17 protein-coding genes are annotated in these 17,836 nt (G+C 72.4%); 11 read left to right on the top strand and 6 right to left on the bottom strand.

Translation table 11 applies throughout. The annotated features are described in order from the left end of the window. Positions 1–43: 43 nt before the first annotated feature. Both VMN58_11745 and VMN58_11750 read left to right on the top strand, forming a co-directional pair. Positions 44–817 (top strand): glucose 1-dehydrogenase, encoded by a 774-nt coding sequence (locus VMN58_11745; GenBank protein HUF33867.1) that lies wholly within the window; start codon positions 44–46, stop codon positions 815–817. An 80-nt stretch (positions 818–897) separates the two neighbouring features. Next, positions 898–2,460, top strand: coding sequence for an AMP-binding protein (locus VMN58_11750; GenBank protein ID HUF33868.1), 1,563 nt, complete (start codon positions 898–900; stop codon positions 2,458–2,460). Between the two features lie 82 nt (positions 2,461–2,542). On the opposite strand, the gene VMN58_11755 is transcribed toward VMN58_11750, so the two are convergent. Further along, complete coding sequence (locus VMN58_11755) at positions 2,543–3,475, bottom strand: DUF3500 domain-containing protein (protein ID HUF33869.1); 933 nt, start codon at positions 3,473–3,475, stop codon at positions 2,543–2,545. A 57-nt stretch (positions 3,476–3,532) separates the two neighbouring features. On the opposite strand from VMN58_11755, the gene VMN58_11760 reads away from it, so the two are divergent. Then, positions 3,533–4,933, top strand: coding sequence for a class II fumarate hydratase (locus VMN58_11760; protein HUF33870.1), 1,401 nt, complete (start codon positions 3,533–3,535; stop codon positions 4,931–4,933). 139 nt (positions 4,934–5,072) lie between these two features. Here VMN58_11760 and VMN58_11765 read toward each other — a convergent pair whose 3' ends face one another. From VMN58_11765 to VMN58_11780, 4 genes are read right to left on the bottom strand one after another with little or no spacing between them, the layout of a single operon-like run. Next, positions 5,073–5,906 carry an ABC transporter permease gene (locus VMN58_11765; protein ID HUF33871.1) on the bottom strand — a complete coding sequence of 278 codons (834 nt, stop codon included), beginning with the start codon at positions 5,904–5,906 and terminating at the stop codon, positions 5,073–5,075. Further along, positions 5,903–6,676 (bottom strand): ABC transporter permease, encoded by a 774-nt coding sequence (locus tag VMN58_11770; GenBank protein ID HUF33872.1) that lies wholly within the window; start codon positions 6,674–6,676, stop codon positions 5,903–5,905. The genes VMN58_11765 and VMN58_11770 overlap by 4 nt, the downstream gene beginning before the upstream one ends. Further along, complete coding sequence (locus VMN58_11775) at positions 6,676–7,659, bottom strand: ABC transporter ATP-binding protein (GenBank protein ID HUF33873.1); 984 nt, start codon at positions 7,657–7,659, stop codon at positions 6,676–6,678. The genes VMN58_11770 and VMN58_11775 overlap by 1 nt, the downstream gene beginning before the upstream one ends. 29 nt (positions 7,660–7,688) lie before the next feature. Next, positions 7,689–8,177: a hypothetical protein gene (locus VMN58_11780; GenBank protein ID HUF33874.1), complete on the bottom strand. Its 489-nt coding sequence runs from the start codon at positions 8,175–8,177 to the stop codon at positions 7,689–7,691. A gap of 74 nt (positions 8,178–8,251) precedes the next feature. Between VMN58_11780 and VMN58_11785 the strand changes: the two genes are divergently transcribed. Genes VMN58_11785 through VMN58_11805 form a run of 5 tightly spaced genes read left to right on the top strand, consistent with a single transcriptional unit; the run spans position 8,252 to position 13,970 of the window. Continuing rightward, the gene (locus VMN58_11785) at positions 8,252–9,088 is read left to right on the top strand and encodes a hypothetical protein (GenBank protein ID HUF33875.1); all 837 of its coding nucleotides are present in this window, start codon (positions 8,252–8,254) and stop codon (positions 9,086–9,088) included. Positions 9,089–9,098: 10 nt separating this feature from the next. Next, a complete protein-coding gene (locus VMN58_11790; GenBank protein ID HUF33876.1) occupies positions 9,099–9,785 on the top strand; it encodes a dienelactone hydrolase family protein in 687 nt (228 codons plus the stop codon). Between the two features lie 6 nt (positions 9,786–9,791). Beyond that, a complete protein-coding gene (locus tag VMN58_11795) occupies positions 9,792–11,993 on the top strand; it encodes a DPP IV N-terminal domain-containing protein (GenBank protein HUF33877.1) in 2,202 nt (733 codons plus the stop codon). 38 nt (positions 11,994–12,031) lie between these two features. Continuing rightward, positions 12,032–13,081, top strand: coding sequence for a CoA ester lyase (locus tag VMN58_11800; protein HUF33878.1), 1,050 nt, complete (start codon positions 12,032–12,034; stop codon positions 13,079–13,081). A gap of 10 nt (positions 13,082–13,091) precedes the next feature. Beyond that, positions 13,092–13,970 (top strand): CoA ester lyase, encoded by an 879-nt coding sequence (locus VMN58_11805; protein ID HUF33879.1) that lies wholly within the window; start codon positions 13,092–13,094, stop codon positions 13,968–13,970. Between the two features lie 24 nt (positions 13,971–13,994). On the opposite strand, the gene VMN58_11810 is transcribed toward VMN58_11805, so the two are convergent. After that, positions 13,995–14,651, bottom strand: a complete 657-nt coding sequence (locus VMN58_11810) for a TetR/AcrR family transcriptional regulator (protein HUF33880.1) — start codon at positions 14,649–14,651, stop codon at positions 13,995–13,997. 104 nt (positions 14,652–14,755) lie between these two features. On the opposite strand from VMN58_11810, the gene VMN58_11815 reads away from it, so the two are divergent. From VMN58_11815 to VMN58_11825, 3 genes are all read left to right on the top strand, one after another. Then, complete coding sequence (locus tag VMN58_11815) at positions 14,756–16,258, top strand: ABC transporter substrate-binding protein (GenBank protein HUF33881.1); 1,503 nt, start codon at positions 14,756–14,758, stop codon at positions 16,256–16,258. Continuing rightward, a complete protein-coding gene (locus VMN58_11820) occupies positions 16,258–17,151 on the top strand; it encodes a branched-chain amino acid ABC transporter permease (GenBank protein HUF33882.1) in 894 nt (297 codons plus the stop codon). The genes VMN58_11815 and VMN58_11820 overlap by 1 nt, the downstream gene beginning before the upstream one ends. Beyond that, positions 17,148–17,836, top strand: a 689-nt coding sequence (locus VMN58_11825) for a branched-chain amino acid ABC transporter permease (protein HUF33883.1), incomplete at its 3' end; no start/stop codon positions are given. The genes VMN58_11820 and VMN58_11825, both read left to right, overlap by 4 nt.

Consider the following 17,836-nt stretch of genomic DNA (forward strand, 5'->3'; position numbering starts at 1 on the left):
GTGGCTCGCCGGCCTCGAAGGCCCCTCCGTAGGCTTCTCGCCCATGAGCGACCTTCTCGACCCCCTCGCACCCTTCCGCCTCGACGGGCGCACGGCGGTGCTCACCGGTGCGTCCAGCGGCATCGGCGCCCGCTTCGCGAAGGTGCTCCACGCTGCCGGCGCCCAGGTCGTGGTGGCAGCCCGGCGGGTCGAGAGGCTCGAGGAGCTGGCCGACGGCCTCGACGGGGTGGTGCCCGTGGCCTGCGACGTGGCCGATCCCGACTCGGTGGAGGCGCTGGTCACCACCGCCATCGAGCGCTTCGGCCGGATCGACCTGCTGGTGAACAACGCCGGGATCACCGAGCCGATGCCGGTGGAGGACGAGCCGCTGGAGGTCTTCCGACGGGTGGTCGACGTCAACCTCACCGGCCTGTTCCACCTCAGCCGGCAGGCCGGCCGCCACATGCTCGACCAGGGATCGGGGGTCATCGTCAACGTCGCCTCGGTGCTCGGTCTGGTGGGCGCCGGTCAGATCCCCCAGGCCTCCTACGCCGCCAGCAAGGCGGGGGTCGTCAACCTCACCCGCGAGATGGCCTTGCAGTGGGCCCGTCGTGGCGTTCGGGTCAACGCCATCGCGCCCGGGTGGTTCCCCTCGGAGATGACCGCCGACATGTTCGGCGACGAGGGTGGGCAGCGCTGGATCCGTCGCAACACGCCGGTGGGGAGGGGTGGCGAGCTCCACGAGCTCGACGGGGCGCTGCTGTTCCTGGCCTCCGATGCGAGCACCTACGTCACCGGCCACACGCTCGTGGTCGACGGGGGTTGGACCGCCCGCTGACCGGTCAGCCGGAGGACGCCCGGAGCCCGTAGCGCTAGGTTCGGCACACACCAGCCGCTGCCAGGGGGGAAGCACCGCAGATGAAGGTCCCGCTCACCGTCGCCGACTTCCTCGAACGGGCCGAGAGGGTCCACGGGGCACGCATCGGTGTGGTCGACGAGCCAGGAACGCTCGGTGGCGGCCTCGGCGACCTCACCTACGGGCGCATGGCCGAGCTTGCCCGCGCCCAGGCCGCGGCGCTCGACGCCCTCGGGGTCGAGCGTGGCGCCCGGGTGGCGGTGGTCAGCCAGAACTCGGCCCGGCTGCTGACCTCGTTCTACGGGGTCAGCGCATGGGGCCGGGTCCTGGTGCCGATCAACTTCCGCCTCAGCCCGGCGGAGATCGCCTACATCGTCGATCACTCGGGCGCCTCGGTGCTCCTCGTCGACCCCGAGCTGGCTGAGTCCCTGGCCGGCATCGACGTCCGGCACCGCCTCGTCCTCGGCACCGACACCGACACCGAGCTGTACCGCGAGGGAGCCGAACCCGAGCCGTGGGATGCCGACGAGGACGCCACCGCCACCATCAACTACACCTCGGGCACCACCGCCCGGCCCAAGGGCGTGCAGCTGACCCACCGCAGCCTGTGGCTCAACGCCGCCACCTTCGGCTGGCACACCGGGGTCTCGGGCCGGGACGTCTACCTGCACACCCTGCCGATGTTCCACGCCAACGGGTGGGGGATGCCCTTCGCCACCACCGGGATGGGCGTGCCCCAGGTGGTGCTGCGCAAGGTCGACGGCGCCGAGATCCTCCGTCGGGTCGAGCGCCACGGGGTCACCCTCATGTGCGGCGCGCCGGCGGTGGTCTCCATGGTCCTCGACGCCGCCGCCACCTGGGACGGGGAGATCCCCGGGTCGGGCCGGACCCGCATCGTCGTGGCCGGCGCGCCGCCCCCCACCCGCACCATCGAGCGGGTGGAGACCGAGCTGGGCTGGGAGCTCATCCAGATCTACGGGCTCACCGAGACCTCGCCGTTCCTGACCGTCAACCGCAGCGAGCCGGAGGACGACGGCCTCGACCCCGCCGAGCGCGCTGCCCGGCTCAGCCGCGCCGGCGCGCCGGCCATCGGCGTTCGCCTGGCGATCGACGACGAGGGCGAGGTGCTCGCCCGGTCCAACGTGGTCCTCGAGGGCTACTGGGAGCAGCCGGAGGCCACGGCGGCGGCCATCAAGCCCGCCAACTTCGACGGTGCCGGCCCGGAGCCGTGGTTCCACACGGGCGACGGCGGCACCCTCGACGACGAGCACCACCTGACCATCTCCGACCGCAAGAAGGACGTGATCATCTCGGGCGGCGAGAACGTGTCGTCGATCGAGGTCGAGGACACGCTGTTCTCCCACCCCGCGGTCGCCGAGGTGGCCGTCATCGGCGTGCCCGACGAGCGATGGGGCGAGACGGTGAAGGCGCTGGTGGTGCTGGCGCCGGGTGCGGAGGCCGGCGAGGCCGAGCTCATCGAGCACTGCCGCGACCGGCTGGCCCACTACAAGTGCCCCACCTCGGTGGAGGTGCGCGAGGAGCTGGCCCGCACCGCGACGGGCAAGCTCCAGAAGTTCAAGCTGCGCGGCCCCTACTGGGAGGGCCGCGAGAAGCAGGTCAACTGACGGGGTGCGCCAGCCACCACCCACGCTCCCTCCCCTCCGTCGCCTGGCCCGGGACCGCCCCTGACCCCCCGGTTGCGGCCGCTCAGGCCGGCCCGTGGGCGGAGCGATGGTGGGCGGCAAGGACGTCGTAGGCGAAGTCGGCCTGCGGGTCGCGGACCACGGTGTGGACGTGGTTGGCACCGTCTTGGGTGTTGTCGAGCTCCACGAGGACCCGCGGTCCGGCGAGGCGGTGGTAGTGGCCGGCCCCGGGTTCGTCGGCGCCGGCCCACGCGAAGCGAGCCCCGACGGGGTCGGGTCCCCTGGCGCCGGCCGGGAACCGGCCGAGGTAGTTGGCCAGCAGCGCGTCGGCCGCCGCCGCTGCCGCACCGCCGAGGGCGGCGAGAGGTATGCCCTCTTCGGCGAGTGAGGCGTCGATGCGAGGGTCGTTGCGGGTCAGGATGTCGTCGGGTGCCGAGTCAGCCACGATTGCGTCTGCCCGCTGCTCGACGGTGAGGGCGTGCAGCAGCTCGAATCCCAGCGACTCCTCGGCGGCAAGCGGCGCCACCACCACCCGATCAGCATCTCGCACCTCGCCGGGGTTGGCGCCAAGGAAGAGCGGGACCATGGTCACCTCGTCACCGGCGACGGTGGCATGGATCGAGACGTGGTGGCCCTCGAAGCGCCAGCCCCAGGGCGCCTCCCCCGGCGTGCCGAAGACGGTGATCCAGTAGTCGTCCCGGTGCCGTCGGTCCCAGGCGTGGCCCTCCCGCAGATCGAGGACCTCGTCGAGGCCCATGATCGCGACTGCCTTGGCGAACGCCGTCGGCGTCAGGACGGTGCTCAGGCAGCGGTGCACCTCCTTGGTGCCGGCCCGATCGAGGAGGTGGACCGGCAACCCCTTCCGGTCGGTCGGCCAGTAGGCCCAGGTGTGCCGGTCGGCGTCGTGGAAGGGGATGCTGGCCAGCGCCCGCTGCCCCTGGTCCAGACCGTCGAGGAGCCGACGGACGGCGGCAGCGAGGTCGTCGGCAAGGGCCACACCGGGAGCCTACGGCCCGGTTCTCGGGGGGCGCCGGGACGGCGGTACCGTGCGGTCATGAGCGACCAGCGCGACGGGTACCGCATCGAGCACGACACGATGGGCGAGGTCCGGGTGCCGGCCGACGCCAGGTGGGCGGCGCAGACCCAGCGGGCGGTGGAGAACTTCCCCATCTCCGGCCTGACCGTCGAGCGGTCGCTCATCTCCGCCCTCGCCTCCGTCAAGGGCGCCGCCGCGGTGGTCAACGGCAAGCTCGGGACGATCCCCAAGGAGGCGGCCACCGCCATCGCGTCGGCCGCCGTCGAGGTGGCGGCCGGCGGCTGGGACGACCACTTCCCGATCGACGTCTACCAGACCGGGTCGGGCACCTCCACCAACATGAACATGAACGAGGTGCTGGCCTCGCTGGCCAACGAGCGGGTGGAGGGCGACACCAAGGTCCACCCGAACGACCACGTCAACGCCAGCCAGTCGTCCAACGACGTGTTCCCCTCGGCGATCCACGTGGCCGCCGCCAGCCAGATCAGCAATGAGCTGATCCCCGCCCTCGAGCACCTGGCCAAGGCCCTGCGCAAGAAGCAGCGCGCGTTCAAGACGGTCGTGAAGTCGGGCCGGACCCACCTCATGGACGCGACCCCGGTGACCCTCGGCCAGGAGTTCGGCGGCTACGCCATGGCGGTCGAGATCGGCGTGGAGCGGCTCCAGGCGGTCCTCCCCCGGGTGGGCGAGCTCCCCCTCGGCGGCACCGCCGTCGGCACGGGCATCAACGCCCCGAAGACCTTCGCCAAGAAGGCCATCGAGCGCCTGGCCGACGAGCTCGACCTGCCGTTGTCGGAGGCGCGCGACCACTTCGAGGCGCAGGGTGCGCGCGACGCGCTGGTCGAGTGCTCCGGGGTGCTGCGCACCATCGCCATGTCGCTCTACAAGTGCGCCAACGACATCCGCTGGATGGGCAGCGGTCCCCGCACCGGCCTGGCCGAGATCCGGATCCCCGACCTCCAGCCGGGCTCGTCGATCATGCCCGGCAAGGTCAACCCGGTCATTCCCGAGGCGGTCTGCCAGGTGGTGGCCCAGGTCGTGGGCAACGACGCCGCGGTGGCCTTCGGCGGCTCAGCCGGCAACCTCGAGCTCAACGTGATGCTGCCGGTGATCGGCCGGAACCTGCTCGAGTCGATCCGGATCCTCTCGACCGTCAGCCGGGTCTTCGCCGACAAGGCGATCGCCGGCATCGAGGCCAACGAGGAGCAGTGCCGCGCCTACGCCGAGTCGTCGCCGTCGGTCGGCACCTCGCTCAACCCATACATCGGCTACGAGAAGGCGGCCAAGGTCATCAAGGAGTCGACCACCAGCGGCCGCTCGATCCGGGAGATCGTCCTCGAACAGGGCCTCCTCACCGAGGCCGAGCTCGACCGGGCCCTCGACGTCCTCGCCCTCACCAAGGGCGGCACCACCAAATAAGGGCTCACGGGTCCTGTCGCCGACGGGATCCCTTCCCACCTCCCTCCTTCGTCGGTCGACGGGCCCCTTCCGTCGACGCCACCCGCTCGCGCGCCGTGGAGCGGACTCGGCTTCGCCGAGGCTCTCCCATTTTGGGTCACTACGGCTGCAGCAGCCGGCCGAGGCGGCGGGTGGCGATCCACACGCCCCCGGCGCCCAACGCGGCCAGGTAGGCGACGTGGACCAGCAGCCCCCAGCTCACACCGCCCAGGACCAGCGCCCGCTCGAGGGCGACGCCCTGGTAGAGGGGGGTGGCCCGCACCAGCCACCCGATGGCGGTCGGGTAGCGGTCCAGGGGGAAGAAGGTGGCCGAGAAGAGGAACATCGGCACCATGGCCAGCATCACGTAGTCGAAGTCGATGAACGAGCGCATCCAGGTGGTGGCGGCGAGGCCGGCGCCGGCGAAGGCGAAGCCGATGAGCACCGCTACCGGCAGGGCCAGCACCGCCCAGGGCGACTGCACCAGGCCGAGCACCACCATGGCCACGAGGAACGCCGCCGAGTACGCCGCGCCCCGCAGCAGCGCCCAGATGACCTCGCCCAATGCCACGTCGTGCACGCTCAGCGGGGTGGCGAGGACGGCGTCGTAGGTGTGGGCGTACTTGTACTTCACGAAGAAGTTGAAGGTGGTGTCGAAGATGGCGCCGTTCATGGCCGCCGCCGCCAGGAGGCCGGGTGCCACGAAGACCTCGTAGCCGATCGGCTGCCCGCCGGGGCCGGGCAGGTCGCCGACGAGGGCGCCGACCCCGATGCCGATCGACAGCAGGTAGAGGACCGGTTCGAAGAACCCGGCCACGAACACGTACCAGCTTCGCCGGTAGGCCATGGCGTTGCGCTCCACCAGCTTGAGCGGACGGCGGCCGGCCACGATCGCTCCCAGGGCCGACGCCCGGGCCGAGGGTGCCGGTGCCTCGAGGTGGTGCTGGTCGGTCACTCCGCCAGCCTCCGCCGGAAGGTGCGCACGCCCCACCAGGTGGCGGCGGCCACCACGGCGACGAGCACCGCCACGTGGCCCACGGCCCGCGCTCCCGAGAGGGTGCCGGTGGTGGCCATGCGGCACAGCTCCACGCCGTGCCACAGCGGGGATGCCACCGCCAGGGGCTGCAGGCCCGCCGGCAGCTGGGTCACGGGGAAGAAGGTGCCGGAGAACAGGAAGAGCGGCACGATCCCGAGCCGCATGATGACCGAGAACGAGACGTCGGTCTGCTGGGTGGCGGCGAAGGCCGACAGGGGTGCGGCGAACGCGCAGGCGCACAGCACGGCGGCGGGGACGGCGAGCAGGCCCCACCACGACGGCACCCCGCCGAGGGCGGCGGCCACGGCGAGGAAGGCGACGGCGCCGATGGTGGTGCGCACCGCCGTCCACGCCAGCTCGCCCACGTAGACGTCGAGCGCCCGGATGGGGCTGGCCACCATGGCGTGGTAGGTCCGCATCCACTTGTGGCCGGCCATCACGGGCCAGAGGCTCTCGCCGGCGGCCGACTGCATGGCGCCGGCGGCGAGCAGACCCGGGGTCACGAAGACCAGGTAGCTGAGGCCGGCGACGTCGCTGCTGGCCTCGTCGACGAGGCCGCCGAGCCCGATGCCGATGGCGCCGAGGAACAGCACCGGGGTGAGCACCGAGCTGAACACCGATCCCCGCCACAGCCGCCGGAAGACCTGCGCCTCCCGCTCGACGACCCGCACCACCTCCCCAGCCGGCATCAGTCGTCGAGGGTGCGGCCGGTGAGGATGAGGAAGACGTCCTCGAGGCTTGCCCGCCGCACGAGGGTGGACGACGGCGCCGGCCCCTGCTCCCCGAGGATGTGCGCCACCGCGTCGCCGTCGGCGGTGTAGATGAGGACCCGGTCGGCCACGACCTCCACCCGCCTGGCCATGCCCTCGACGACCGGCAGCACGGCGTCGCGCAGGACGGGGTCGCGATAGCGCAGCTCGACCACGTCGCGCGTGGCGTGGTCGGCGATGAGCTGGCGGGGCGACCCCTCGGCCACGATGCGCCCGGCGTCCATGATCACCAGCCGGTCGCAGAGCTGTTCGGCCTCGTCCATGTAGTGGGTGGTGAGCACGAGGGTGACCCCCTCCTGCTTGAGGCGGTAGAGGCGGTCCCAGAGGAGGTGTCGGGCCTGCGGGTCGAGCCCGGTGGTGGGCTCGTCGAGGAGGACCAGGTCGGGGCGGTTGATGAGGGCCCGGGCGATGGTGAGCCGGCGCTTCATGCCGCCCGAGAGGGGGTCGACCCGGTCGTGGCGCCGCTCGCTGAGCTGCACGAAGTCGAGCAGCTCCTCGGCCCGCTCGCGGATGACGCGGCGGGACAGGCCGAAGTACCGCCCGTAGATGATGAGGTTGTCCCACACCGTCAGCTCGGTGTCGAGGCTGTCCTCCTGGGGGACGACGCCGAGGCGGGCTCGGATGCGGGGCCCCTCGGTGCGGGCGTCCATCCCGAGGATGCGCAGCTCGCCGTCGGAGGCGGGCGAGACGCAGCCGACCATCCGCATCGTGGAGCTCTTGCCGGCGCCGTTGGGGCCGAGGAACCCGAAGGCCTCGCCCGGCTCCACCCGGAAGTCGATGCCGTCGACGGCCACGAAGCCGTCGAAGCGCTTGGTGAGGCCCCGGCCCTCGATCAGGGGGGCGGGACCGGCCCCGGCGCCGGCACGGGCGAGGTCGCTTCGGTCAGTGGAGGGCCCAGGCACGGCCGCCGACCGTACCGGTTCGCGGGCCGTCAGCCGAGGGCGGGGGTGCCGGTGAAGGCGGCGGGGTCGGAGGGGCCCGGGATGGTGGGCCGGCTCCAGCTCATGGCGCGGGAGAGGCGCTCGGTGACGGCTCGCCACCCCTCGGGGTCCCAGCCCTCGGAGGCGCCGGCGATGCTGAGGTCCTGGCGGATGTGGACCAGGGCCGGGAGGCGCTCGAGGCCGAAGCCCTTGACCGCTACCCGGTCGGGGTCGGCGAAGGTGAGGAACTCCTTGGCGTAGGGGCCGAGGAACTGGCGGGCCTCCTCCGGCGTGCAGGTGACGACGATGGCCACCCGGCAGTCGGCCTCGCCGTAGACCCGGAAGATGCGGGTGACGGTGGGCAGGACCCAGGCGCTCTCGGCCGTGTAGGGGTCGAGGACCGCCGTCACCAGGTGAAACGTGGTCAACCACTGCTGGAGCGTGTGGGAGCCCCCGTTGATCGGTGTCAACGGCAGGTCAGCCGGGGCCTCGGTCACCACGGGCGGGGAAACTAGTGGACACCCGGAGGAGCGACGAACTCGGCAGCCGGGCGGCGCCGGTAACGTCGGGGTCGATGCACCCCATCGAGCACCTTCGGTACGTGGCCCGGTCGGGTGCGGCCGAGCACCGGGTGCTGGTCGAGGAGACGGCTGCGGCGCTCGCCGGCATGGCCGACGACGTGGCGGGCCTGGTCATGTCCTGCCGGCGCCTGATCGAGCGCAACCCGGCGTCGGGGCCGCTGTGGACCCTCTGCGCCCGAGCCCTGTGCGCCGCCGACCCACGGGCCGAGGCGTGGGCCGTCGTCGAAGAGGTCACGGCCGACCCCACCGCGCGTCACCTGGCCCTCCACCTGCCGGCCGAGGCCCGCATCACCGTCCTCGGGTGGCCCGAGGTGGCTGCCGAGGCGCTGCCCGGGCGCGGGGACGTGACCGTCCTGGTCGTCGACACCCGGGGCGGTGGACATGCCCTGGCCCGTCACCTGGCCCGGGCCGACGTCGAGGCCACCGCCGTCGACGAGGCGGCGACGGCGGCTGCCGTGCTCTCCAGCGACGTGGTGGTCATCGAGGCGGACGTGCTGGGCGCCGACGGGGCCGTCGCCGCTGTGGGGTCGCGTGCCGCTGCCGCCGTGGCCGCCCACGCCGGGGTGCCCGTGTGGTGCGTGGCCGGCGCCGGCCGGGCCCTCCCGCAGCGGACCTGGGACGTCGTCGTCGCCCGGCTGGCGGCCATCTCGGCCGAGCGCCCCTGGGACGCCGAGCACGACATCGTCCCCCTCGACCTCGTCGACGTGGTCTTCGGCCCCGGCGGCGCCGGCCCGATCTCCGACGCGCAGGGCCGCGCCGATGGTCCCGTCGCCCCCGAGCTGCTCAAGGAGCCGGTCGGGAGGGTCGCGCCGGGCCACGACCTTCGCTAGGTTCGCCGGCATGGGTGAGATGGTGGAGTTCCCGAGCAACGGCACGACCGGCAGCGGCTACCTGGCAACGCCCGAGCAGGGCGCCGGCATCGGCCTCATCGTGATCCAGGAGTGGTGGGGCCTGGTCGGCCACATCAAGGACGTCTGTGACCGCTTCGCCGCCGAGGGCTTCACCGCCCTGGCGCCCGATCTGTACCGCGGCGAGACCGTCAGCGAGCCCGACGAGGCCGGAAAGAAGATGATGGCGCTGAACCTCGGCCAGGCGGCCCGCGACCTCGGCGGTGCGGTCGACCACCTCCTCGCCATCGACGCCGTCCGGGGCGACGGCGTGGGGGTCACCGGCTTCTGCATGGGCGGCGGCCTCGCCCTGGTGCTGGCGACGCAGCGCCCCGACGCCGTGAAGGCATGCGTGCCGTTCTACGGGGTGATCCCCTGGCCGGAGGCCCAGCCCGACTGGTCGGCGCTCGCCGCGCCGGTGCAGGGCCACTTCGCCGAGCAGGACGCCTTCTTCACCCCCGAGAAGGTCGCCGAGCTGGAGTCGACCCTGCGCGACCTCGGGAAGGATGCCGAGCTGCTCGTCTACCCCGGCGTCGACCACGCCTTCTTCAACGACGAGCGCCCCGAGGTCTACGACGAGGCGGCGGCCGGCACCGCCTGGATCCGGACGCTCGAGTTCCTCCGCGCCAATCTCGGCTGACGCGACGTGACGATCCCCCTGGAGGAGGTGGCGCGCCATCCCCTCCCCGGAACGCTGCACCCCACGGCGCTGGCGTTCAGCCCCGACGACCGCCACCTGACGTTCCTGCGATCCGTCGGCGGCACGCTCCGCCGGGAGCTGGTGGCCCTCGTCGTCGCCACCGGCGAGGAGAGCGTGCTGGCCGGCGCCGAGGGTGGTGCAACCGAGGCGGACCTGTCGCTCGAGGAGCGGCTCCGCCGGGAGCGCCAGCGCGAGCTGGGGCTCGGGGTGACCCGGTACGCCTGGGCCGACGAGGCCGACCGCCTCCTCGTGCCCGGCCCCGGCGGCCTCGATGTGATCGACGGGGTGGGCGGTCCCGGCCGGACCCTCCTCGCCGACGCGCCGTCGGCGTTGCTCGACCCCCGGCTCTCTCCCGACGGCTCCCTGGTGGCACACGTGGTCGACGGCGAGGTCCACGTGGTTCCGGCCGACGGCAGCGGTCCGGCCCGCCAGGTCACCTCCGGGGCGTCGGAGGCAGGTCGGACACACGGCTTGGCCGAGTTCGTCGCCCAGGAGGAGCTCGACCGGCCGCAGGGCCTGTGGTGGGCGCCCGACGGTCGGGCGCTGGCGGTGGCCGAGGTCGACGAGCGACGCGTCCCCGTCTACCGGATCGTCCACCAGGGGGCCGACGAGGTGGGCGAGGGGGCCCACGAGGACCACCGCTACCCCTTCGCCGGAGCGGACAACGCGTTGGTGCGCCTGGGTGTCGTGGCCGTGCCGGGCGAGGGGGAGGAGCCGAGTGAGATCGTCTGGGCCGACCTCCCCGACCTCGCCGGGGGCTACCTGGCCCGGGTGGGGTGGCTGAGCGACGGCGCCCTGGCGGTCCAGGTGCTCGACCGGGCCCAAGGGCGTCTCGACCTCCACCGGGTCGACCCCGCCACGGGTTCGTCGACCTGCCTCCTCACCGAGGAGAGCGACGTCTGGGTCAACGTCCACGGCTGCTTCCGTGCCCTCCCCGACGGCGGCTTCCTCTGGGCGTCGGAGCGCAGCGGGTTCCGGCACCTGGAGGTCCGGGCGGCCGACGGGGGCCTCGTGCGCACCCTCACGGCGGGGGACTGGATGGTCGACGGCGTGGCGGCCGTCGATGTCGAGCCGGCCGACGGCTCGGCCGGCACCGTCTGGTGCACGGGGACCCTCGATGGCCCCACCGAGCGCCACCTCTACGCCGTCGCCCTCGACGGCGCCTCGGCTCCGGTGCGCCTCACCTCGGAGCCGGGCATCCATGCTGTGGTGGTCGATCACGGCTGCCGGCGCTTCGTCGACACCCACAACAGCGCCACGAGCCCGCCCACGGTGGTGCTGCGCTCCCTGGTCGACGGCGCGGCGGAGCGCACCGTTTTCGACGAGGCCGACCCCCGGGTGGCCGCCCTCGACCTCCAGCCGCCCGAGCTCACCACGGTGACCACCGCCGACGGCACCACCCTCCACGCCGCCCTCTACCGCCCGGCGGGCGAGGGGCCGTTCCCCACCGTCGTCGCCGTCTACGGCGGTCCCCATGCCCAGATGGTCACCGACTCGTGGGCCCGCACGGTGGCCATGCGGGCCCAGCACCTGCGCGGTCTCGGCTACCTGGTGGTCTCGGTCGACAACCGGGGCAGCTGGGGGAGGGGGCTGGCCTTCGAGGGGGCGGTGCGCCACGACCTCGGTTCGTTGGAGATCGCCGACCAGGTCGATGCCCTCCGGGACCTGGCCGGGCGGGGCCTCGTCGACCTCGGGCGGGTGGGCATCTACGGCTGGAGCTACGGCGGCTACCTCTCGGCCATGGCCCTGGCCAAGGCGCCCGACGTGTTCCGGGTCGCCGTGGCGGGGGCGCCGGTCACCAGCTGGGACGGCTACGACACCTGCTACACCGAGCGCTACATGGGCACCCCGGCCTCCAACCCGGAGGGCTACCGGCGGTCGTCGGTCATGACCCACGCCGAGGCGATCAGGGGACGCCTGCTCCTGGTCCACGGGCTGATCGACGAGAACGTGCACTTCCGCCACACGGCCCGCCTCGTCAACGCCCTCATCCGTGCCCGGGTCGACCACGAGCTGCAGCTCTTCCCGGACGAGCGCCACGTCCCGCGGGGCGAGGCCGACCGCGTGTTCATGGAGGAGCGGGTCGTCGGCTTCCTGGAGAAGCACCTCTCGGGTGCTGCACCGGGCAGGGGAACCGAGGGCACCTGATTCCCGCACTGGCGCCCTCGCCGCGTACCGTCCAGGCCATGCGCAGCGCGAAGGACTTCTTCCGACCCCTGGCCGTGGGTGCACCCGATCCGGTGCGGGAGGTGCCGTTCCGACCCTCGAGGATGATCCACTTCTTCCCGCCGTCCAACGCCAAGATGGTGGCCAAGGTCCCCGACATCGCGCCGACGGTCGACATCCTCCTCGGCAACCTCGAGGACGGTGTGCCGGCCAGCGACAAGGAGGCGGCCCGCGCCGGGCTCATCGAGGTCGGCCGGTCGTGGGACACCACCGAAACCCAGCTCTGGACCCGGGTGAACTCCCTCGACTCGCCGTGGGGCCTCGACGACCTCGTCACCGTGGTGGGCGAGATCGGCGACACGCTCGACGTGATCATGATCCCGAAGGTGGAGGGCCCCGAGGACATCCACTACGTCGACCGCCTCCTCGCCCAGCTCGAGGCCAAGGCCGGCCTCGAGCGGCCCCTCCTCGTGCACGCCATCCTCGAGACGGCGCGCGGCGTGGCCAACGTCGAGGAGATCTGCGCCGCCTCCCCCCGCATGCAGGGGCTCTCCCTCGGGCCCGCTGACCTCGCCGCCAACCGCCGCATGAAGACCACCCGCGTGGGTGGCGGCCACCCGGGCTACCTGGTGCGCACCGACCCGGTGGGCGACGACCTCACCGAGGGCCGCACCACCTTTCAGCAGGACCTGTGGCACTACACCATCGCCCGCATGGTCGACGCCTGCGTGGCCAACGGGATCCTGCCGTTCTACGGGCCCTTCGGCGACATCAAGGACACCGTCGCCTGCGAGGACCAGTTCCGCAACGCCTACCTGCTCGGCTGCGTGGGCGCCTGGAGCCTCCACCCCGTCCAGATCGACGTGGCCAAGCGCGTCTTCAGCCCCGACCCGGCCGACGTGGCCCACGCGAAGCGCGTGATCGAGGCCATGGGCGACGGGACCGGCGCGGTCTTGCTCGACGGGAAGATGGAGGACGACGCCTCGGTCAAGCAGTGCAAGGTGATCCTCGAGCTGGCACGTGAGCTCAGCGAGCGCGACCCCGAGCTGGCCGCCGCCTACGACCTCTAGGAGACACGACATGGACGACGCCCTCTGCCCCCGCCGCTCGGTGCTGTACATGCCCGGCGCCAACGAGCGGGCCCTCGAGAAGGCCAAGGCCATCCCGGCCGACGCCCTCATCCTCGACCTCGAGGACGCCGTGGCCCCCGACGCCAAGCCCGAAGCCCGCGACCGCGTGTGCGCCGTCGCCTCGTCAGGCGATTACGGCCTGCGCGAGGTCGTCATCCGGGTCAACGGCCTCGCCACCCAGTGGGGCGCCGACGACCTGCGTGCCGCCTCCCAGGCGGGGCCCGCCGCCATCCTGGTGCCCAAGATCGACAGCGCCGCCGACATCGCCGAGGTCGAGCGTCAGCTCGAGGCCGGCGGGGCACCCGACACCACCCGCATCTGGGCCATGCTCGAGACGCCGGCCGGCATCCTCGGCGCCACCGAGATCGCCTCCTCGTCGGAGCGCCTGACCGTGCTGGTGATGGGCACCAACGACATCGCCAAGGAGCTCCACGCCGAGCAGGTGCCCGGCCGGGCACCCATGCAGTACGCCCTCCAGCACTGCCTCCTCGCCGCCCGACTGGCCGGCAAGGTGATCCTCGACGGCGTCTACAACGACATCAAGGACCCCGACGGCTTCGAGGCCGAGTGCGTCCAGGGTCGCCAGATGGGATTCGACGGCAAGACCCTCATCCACCCCAGCCAGGTCGAGCCCTGCAACCAGGTGTTCGCCCCGAGCGACGACGAGGTCGCCCAGGCCCGGGAGGTCATCGAGGCCTTCGAGGCGGCCGAGGCCGAGGGCAAGGGCGTGGTGACGGTCAACGGGCGGATGATCGAGAACCTCCACGTCGAGAACGCCCGCCGAGCGCTGGCCATCTCCGAGTCGATCGCCGCGCTCCAGCAGGGCTGACGGGGTCCCGCCGGCCGGGAGGGATCAGCGCTCGTTGGTGGCGCCCACCATCCGCAGGGCGAGCTCGGCGTGCACCGCCGCGACCTGATCGGCGTCGAGCTCGAACCCGGGCCGGAACCAGTTGGCGACCCGCAGGCCCATGCCGGCCACCGCGGCCATGGTGACCCACGGGTGCGGCACGTCGAAGGAGCCCTGGTCGATCCCGCGCTGGATGACGTCCTCGAACATCGACTCGGACTGGCGGCGCAACGCCAGTGCCGGGGCGGCGAGCGGGGCCGCCAGGGCGTGCATCTCGGTGTTGGCGACCATGGCGAGCATCGAGTAGTCGGCGTGGAAGCGGACGTGGGCCCGGACGAGGTGGGCCAGCTGGTCGGCGGCGCCGGGCCCGGACTCGAGCAGGGAGGCGCGGAGCGTCCGGTGGTGCTCCTCGTGGCCGACGGTGGCGATCTCGGCGAGGAGGTGCTCCTTGGAGGGGTGGTGGGCGTAGAGCGTCGCTGACCGGACGCCGGCGGCGGCGGCCACGTCGCGTATGGACGCCCCGCTGAAGCCCTGCTCGGCGAACAGCACCAGGGCGGCGGCGAGGATGCGTCCGGCGGTGCCGTCCTTCGTCGCGCCGGCCGGGAGGGCAGGGGCGTCGCTGACGAGTCGGCGGGCACGGTCCGCCTCGGCCGGGATCACCACGGCCGAACGATCGATCGGTTGACAGTCGCCCCCATGGGCTCCGATACTACCCAAACTTCCGATAAAGGGCGATCGATCGATCGTCCGGTGAGGGTGGGGACGACATGACACGAGACCGCTCGAGCACCCGGGGACGGGCGACCGCCCTCCTGTTGGCGTTGGCGATGGTGGCCGCCGCCTGCAGCGGCGCCAAGGACGACACCTCGGCGAGCGACGTGCGCAGCGGGACCTCCACCACCTTGAACGACGACGGCTTCGCCGTCGGCGCGCCCGACGGCTTCACCGCCGACGGCGAGGACGGCACCGGCGACGGGGCGGGTTCCGACGCGACCGGCTCCGACCCGTCTGCGCCGGTGGGCTCCTCCTCCGACGGCGGCACCGAGGCACCGGCGCCCACCGACGGGGGCGGTGGCACGCCGCCTCCCGACGGAGGCGGCACGGCACCGGCGGGCGCCGGCCTCTACAGCGGCGCCGATGCCACCCGGGGGATCACCGACGACAGCATCTCGATCTGCGGCCACGCCGCGCTGACCTACGGGCCCGCCTTCAACGCCACGTCCGACGACTTCAACGTCTACTACAGCGCCGTCAACGACGCGGGCGGTGTCCACGGCCGCAAGATCCACGCCACGTACACCAACGACAACTACGACCCGGCGACGGCGATCGAGGCGGCCGAGGAGTGCCGTGCCCGCAAGCCGTTCATGATCCTCGGCGGCATCGGCTTCGACCAGATCCCCGGGGTGCGCAACTGGGCCGAGACCAACAAGGAGCTCTACTTCCACCACATCGCCACGGTGAAGGGCACCGAGGGCAAGCGCTACAGCTACACGACGCAGCCGACCGTCGAGCGCGTGGGCCAGGCCTTCGCCCAGCTCATCGCCGCCCGCTACAGCGACAAGAAGATCGGCGTCCTCTACCGCAACAGCGAGTTCTGGGATCCGGGCTTCGTCGCCTTCCGCGAGGTGGCCGAGGCTCGTGGGCTCGACGTCGTGCTCTCCGTCCCTGTCGAGAAGAACCAGGGCAACTACACCCAGGCCCTCATCAGCCTGCGCGACGCGGGCGCCGAGGTGGTGTGGGGCTGGGAGAACACCCTGGCGCTGACCCAGATGGTCTCCCAGGCCAAGGCCCAGCGCTACAGCCCCCAGTGGGTGGCCTTCCCCTTCAACCTCACATCCCAGACCCTCGGCGACGACGCCCTCGAGCCCCCGATGGTTGGTCTCGCGTCGTGGCCGGGCTTCAGCAAGGGCGACTACACGGGCACCTTCGCCGCCTATGCAGACGACATGCGGGAGTTCGAGGCCCAGTACGCCAAGTACCGACCCAACACCGACATCGGCGGCGTCGCCGGCGATCTGCTCTGGCTCAACTGGGTGGAGCAGAAGCGCCTGGTGGCGCTGTTGCAGGCCTGCGGCCGGGACTGCGACCGCGACCGGCTGGTCGGCCTGCTCGTCAACGGTTACAAGGCCACGACGTCGCCGACGTGCCAGCTCGACTTCTCCGGTGGACGCCACGACGGCAGCGGTGGCCTGGTCAACGTGATGGAGACGTACAAGGCCCCGTCGGGCAAGGTCAACTGGCGCAGCACCACCCGCTGCGTCGGCTGATGGGCGTCGTCTCGACCCTGGCCGACCCGCAGAACCTGGTCCTCGGCCTGGTCTACGGCGGCATCTACGGCCTCCTCGCAGTGGGCATCGTCCTCGTCTACCGCGGCTCCCGGGTCCTCAACTTCGCCCAGGGCGAGATCGGCACCATCGGGCTCTTCGTGGCCTGGTACCTCAACACCGACCGGGGTCTGCCCTGGATCGTCGGAGCCACCGGGGCGGTGCTGGCGGCGACCGTGGTCGGGCTCGGTTTTGAGCGCCTCGTGGTCCGCAAGATGGTCGACGCCTCACGACTCGCCGTCTCGGTCGCCACCGTCGGCCTGCTGCTCTTCCTGCTGTCGCTGGGCTTCCGGCTCTTCGGCGAGAGCCCCCGGGCCGTCGCCGGGCCGCTCGGCGGCGGCGGCGTGAGCATCGCCGGGGTCGTGGTGAGCCCCACCCAGGTCCTGGCCCTGCTCGTCACGATCGGGATCGGCGTGGCCCTCGCATTGCTGCTGCGCCACACCGACTTCGGCCTCGGCGTGCTGGCCGCGGCCGACGACCCCACCGCGGTCCGCCTCGTCGGGGTGCGCCTGGCGCACGTGTCGGCCTTCACGTGGGGCGCCGGGGCGGCGATCAGCGCCCTCGCCCTGCTGCTGATCGTGCCCACCATCGGCGTCTTCGTCCCCGGCTTCGCCAGCGAGCTGTTCGTCAAGGCGCTGGCGGCCGCGCTCGTCGGTGGCCTGGTGAGCCTGCCCGGGGCGTTCCTCGGCGGCGTCGTGGTGGGTCTCCTCGAGGTCCAGGTCGGAGCGCTCACCATCACCAGCGGCTTGCCGGGCATCCCCACGTTGGCGGTGTTCGCCCTCATCGTGGGCATCCTGCTCTTCCGGCCGCAGGGCCTCCTCGGGGCGTCGACGTGACCGCCCTCCCGCGCTGGGCGCGCATCACCGCCGTGCTTGTGGCCGCCGCCGTCCTCCCTCCGCTGCTGGGACGTCTCGACCCCGGCACCTTCGACGGGTTGCAGGCCCGAGTGCTCGGCCTCGGGATCTGCATGGCCGCCGCCGCCCTCGCCCTCAACCTGGTGATGGGCTACGCCGGTCAGATCTCCCTCGGGCACTTCGCCCTGGTGGGGGTGGGCGCGTTCACCGCAGGCGTGCTCACCAGCCCCGACCGCCTCGGCCTGCCGTTCGCCGTCGCGCTGCCGGCCGCCGTGGTCATGGGCGCCGCCATCGCGTTCGTCGTGGGCCTGCCCGCCCTGCGGCTTCGCGGCCTCTACCTCGCCGTGGTCACCATCGCGTTCTCCTACGCCATGGAGCAGTCGATCTTCCGAGCCCAGGCCATCACCGGTGGCTCGTCGGGTGTCGAGGTGCCGCGTCCGATCGTTGGTGCCTTCACCTTCCTCCGCAACGCCGACTACCTGGCCCTCCTCCTGGTGCTCATCGTCCTGCTGTGGGTCGTCGACGTCAACGTCACCCGGTCGAAGCTCGGGCGCGCCTTCCAGGCCATCCGCGCCGATGAGTCCGTGGCAGCCTCCTTCGGCATCGACGTGGCCCGCCACAAGCTCCTGGCCTTCACCATCTCGGGTGCCTTCGCGGGTGTGGCCGG

It is taken from the genome of Acidimicrobiales bacterium (genome assembly GCA_035512495.1).
Classification (GTDB): domain Bacteria; phylum Actinomycetota; class Acidimicrobiia; order Acidimicrobiales; family CADCSY01; genus DATKDW01.

Excerpts from the sequence above, each read along its gene's own strand:
- VMN58_11820 (HUF33882.1), top strand. The coding sequence starts at position 16,258 with ATGGGCGTCGTCTCGACCCTGGCCGACCCGCAGAACCTGGTCCTCGGC.
- VMN58_11770 (HUF33872.1), bottom strand. The coding sequence starts at position 6,676 with ATGCCGGCTGGGGAGGTGGTGCGGGTCGTCGAGCGGGAGGCGCAGGTC.
- VMN58_11745 (HUF33867.1), top strand. The coding sequence starts at position 44 with ATGAGCGACCTTCTCGACCCCCTCGCACCCTTCCGCCTCGACGGGCGC.
- VMN58_11800 (HUF33878.1), top strand. The coding sequence starts at position 12,032 with ATGCGCAGCGCGAAGGACTTCTTCCGACCCCTGGCCGTGGGTGCACCC.
- VMN58_11815 (HUF33881.1), top strand. The coding sequence starts at position 14,756 with ATGACACGAGACCGCTCGAGCACCCGGGGACGGGCGACCGCCCTCCTG.
- VMN58_11760 (HUF33870.1), top strand. The coding sequence starts at position 3,533 with ATGAGCGACCAGCGCGACGGGTACCGCATCGAGCACGACACGATGGGC.
- VMN58_11790 (HUF33876.1), top strand. The coding sequence starts at position 9,099 with ATGGGTGAGATGGTGGAGTTCCCGAGCAACGGCACGACCGGCAGCGGC.
- VMN58_11750 (HUF33868.1), top strand. The coding sequence starts at position 898 with ATGAAGGTCCCGCTCACCGTCGCCGACTTCCTCGAACGGGCCGAGAGG.
- VMN58_11785 (HUF33875.1), top strand. The coding sequence starts at position 8,252 with ATGCACCCCATCGAGCACCTTCGGTACGTGGCCCGGTCGGGTGCGGCC.
- VMN58_11805 (HUF33879.1), top strand. The coding sequence starts at position 13,092 with ATGGACGACGCCCTCTGCCCCCGCCGCTCGGTGCTGTACATGCCCGGC.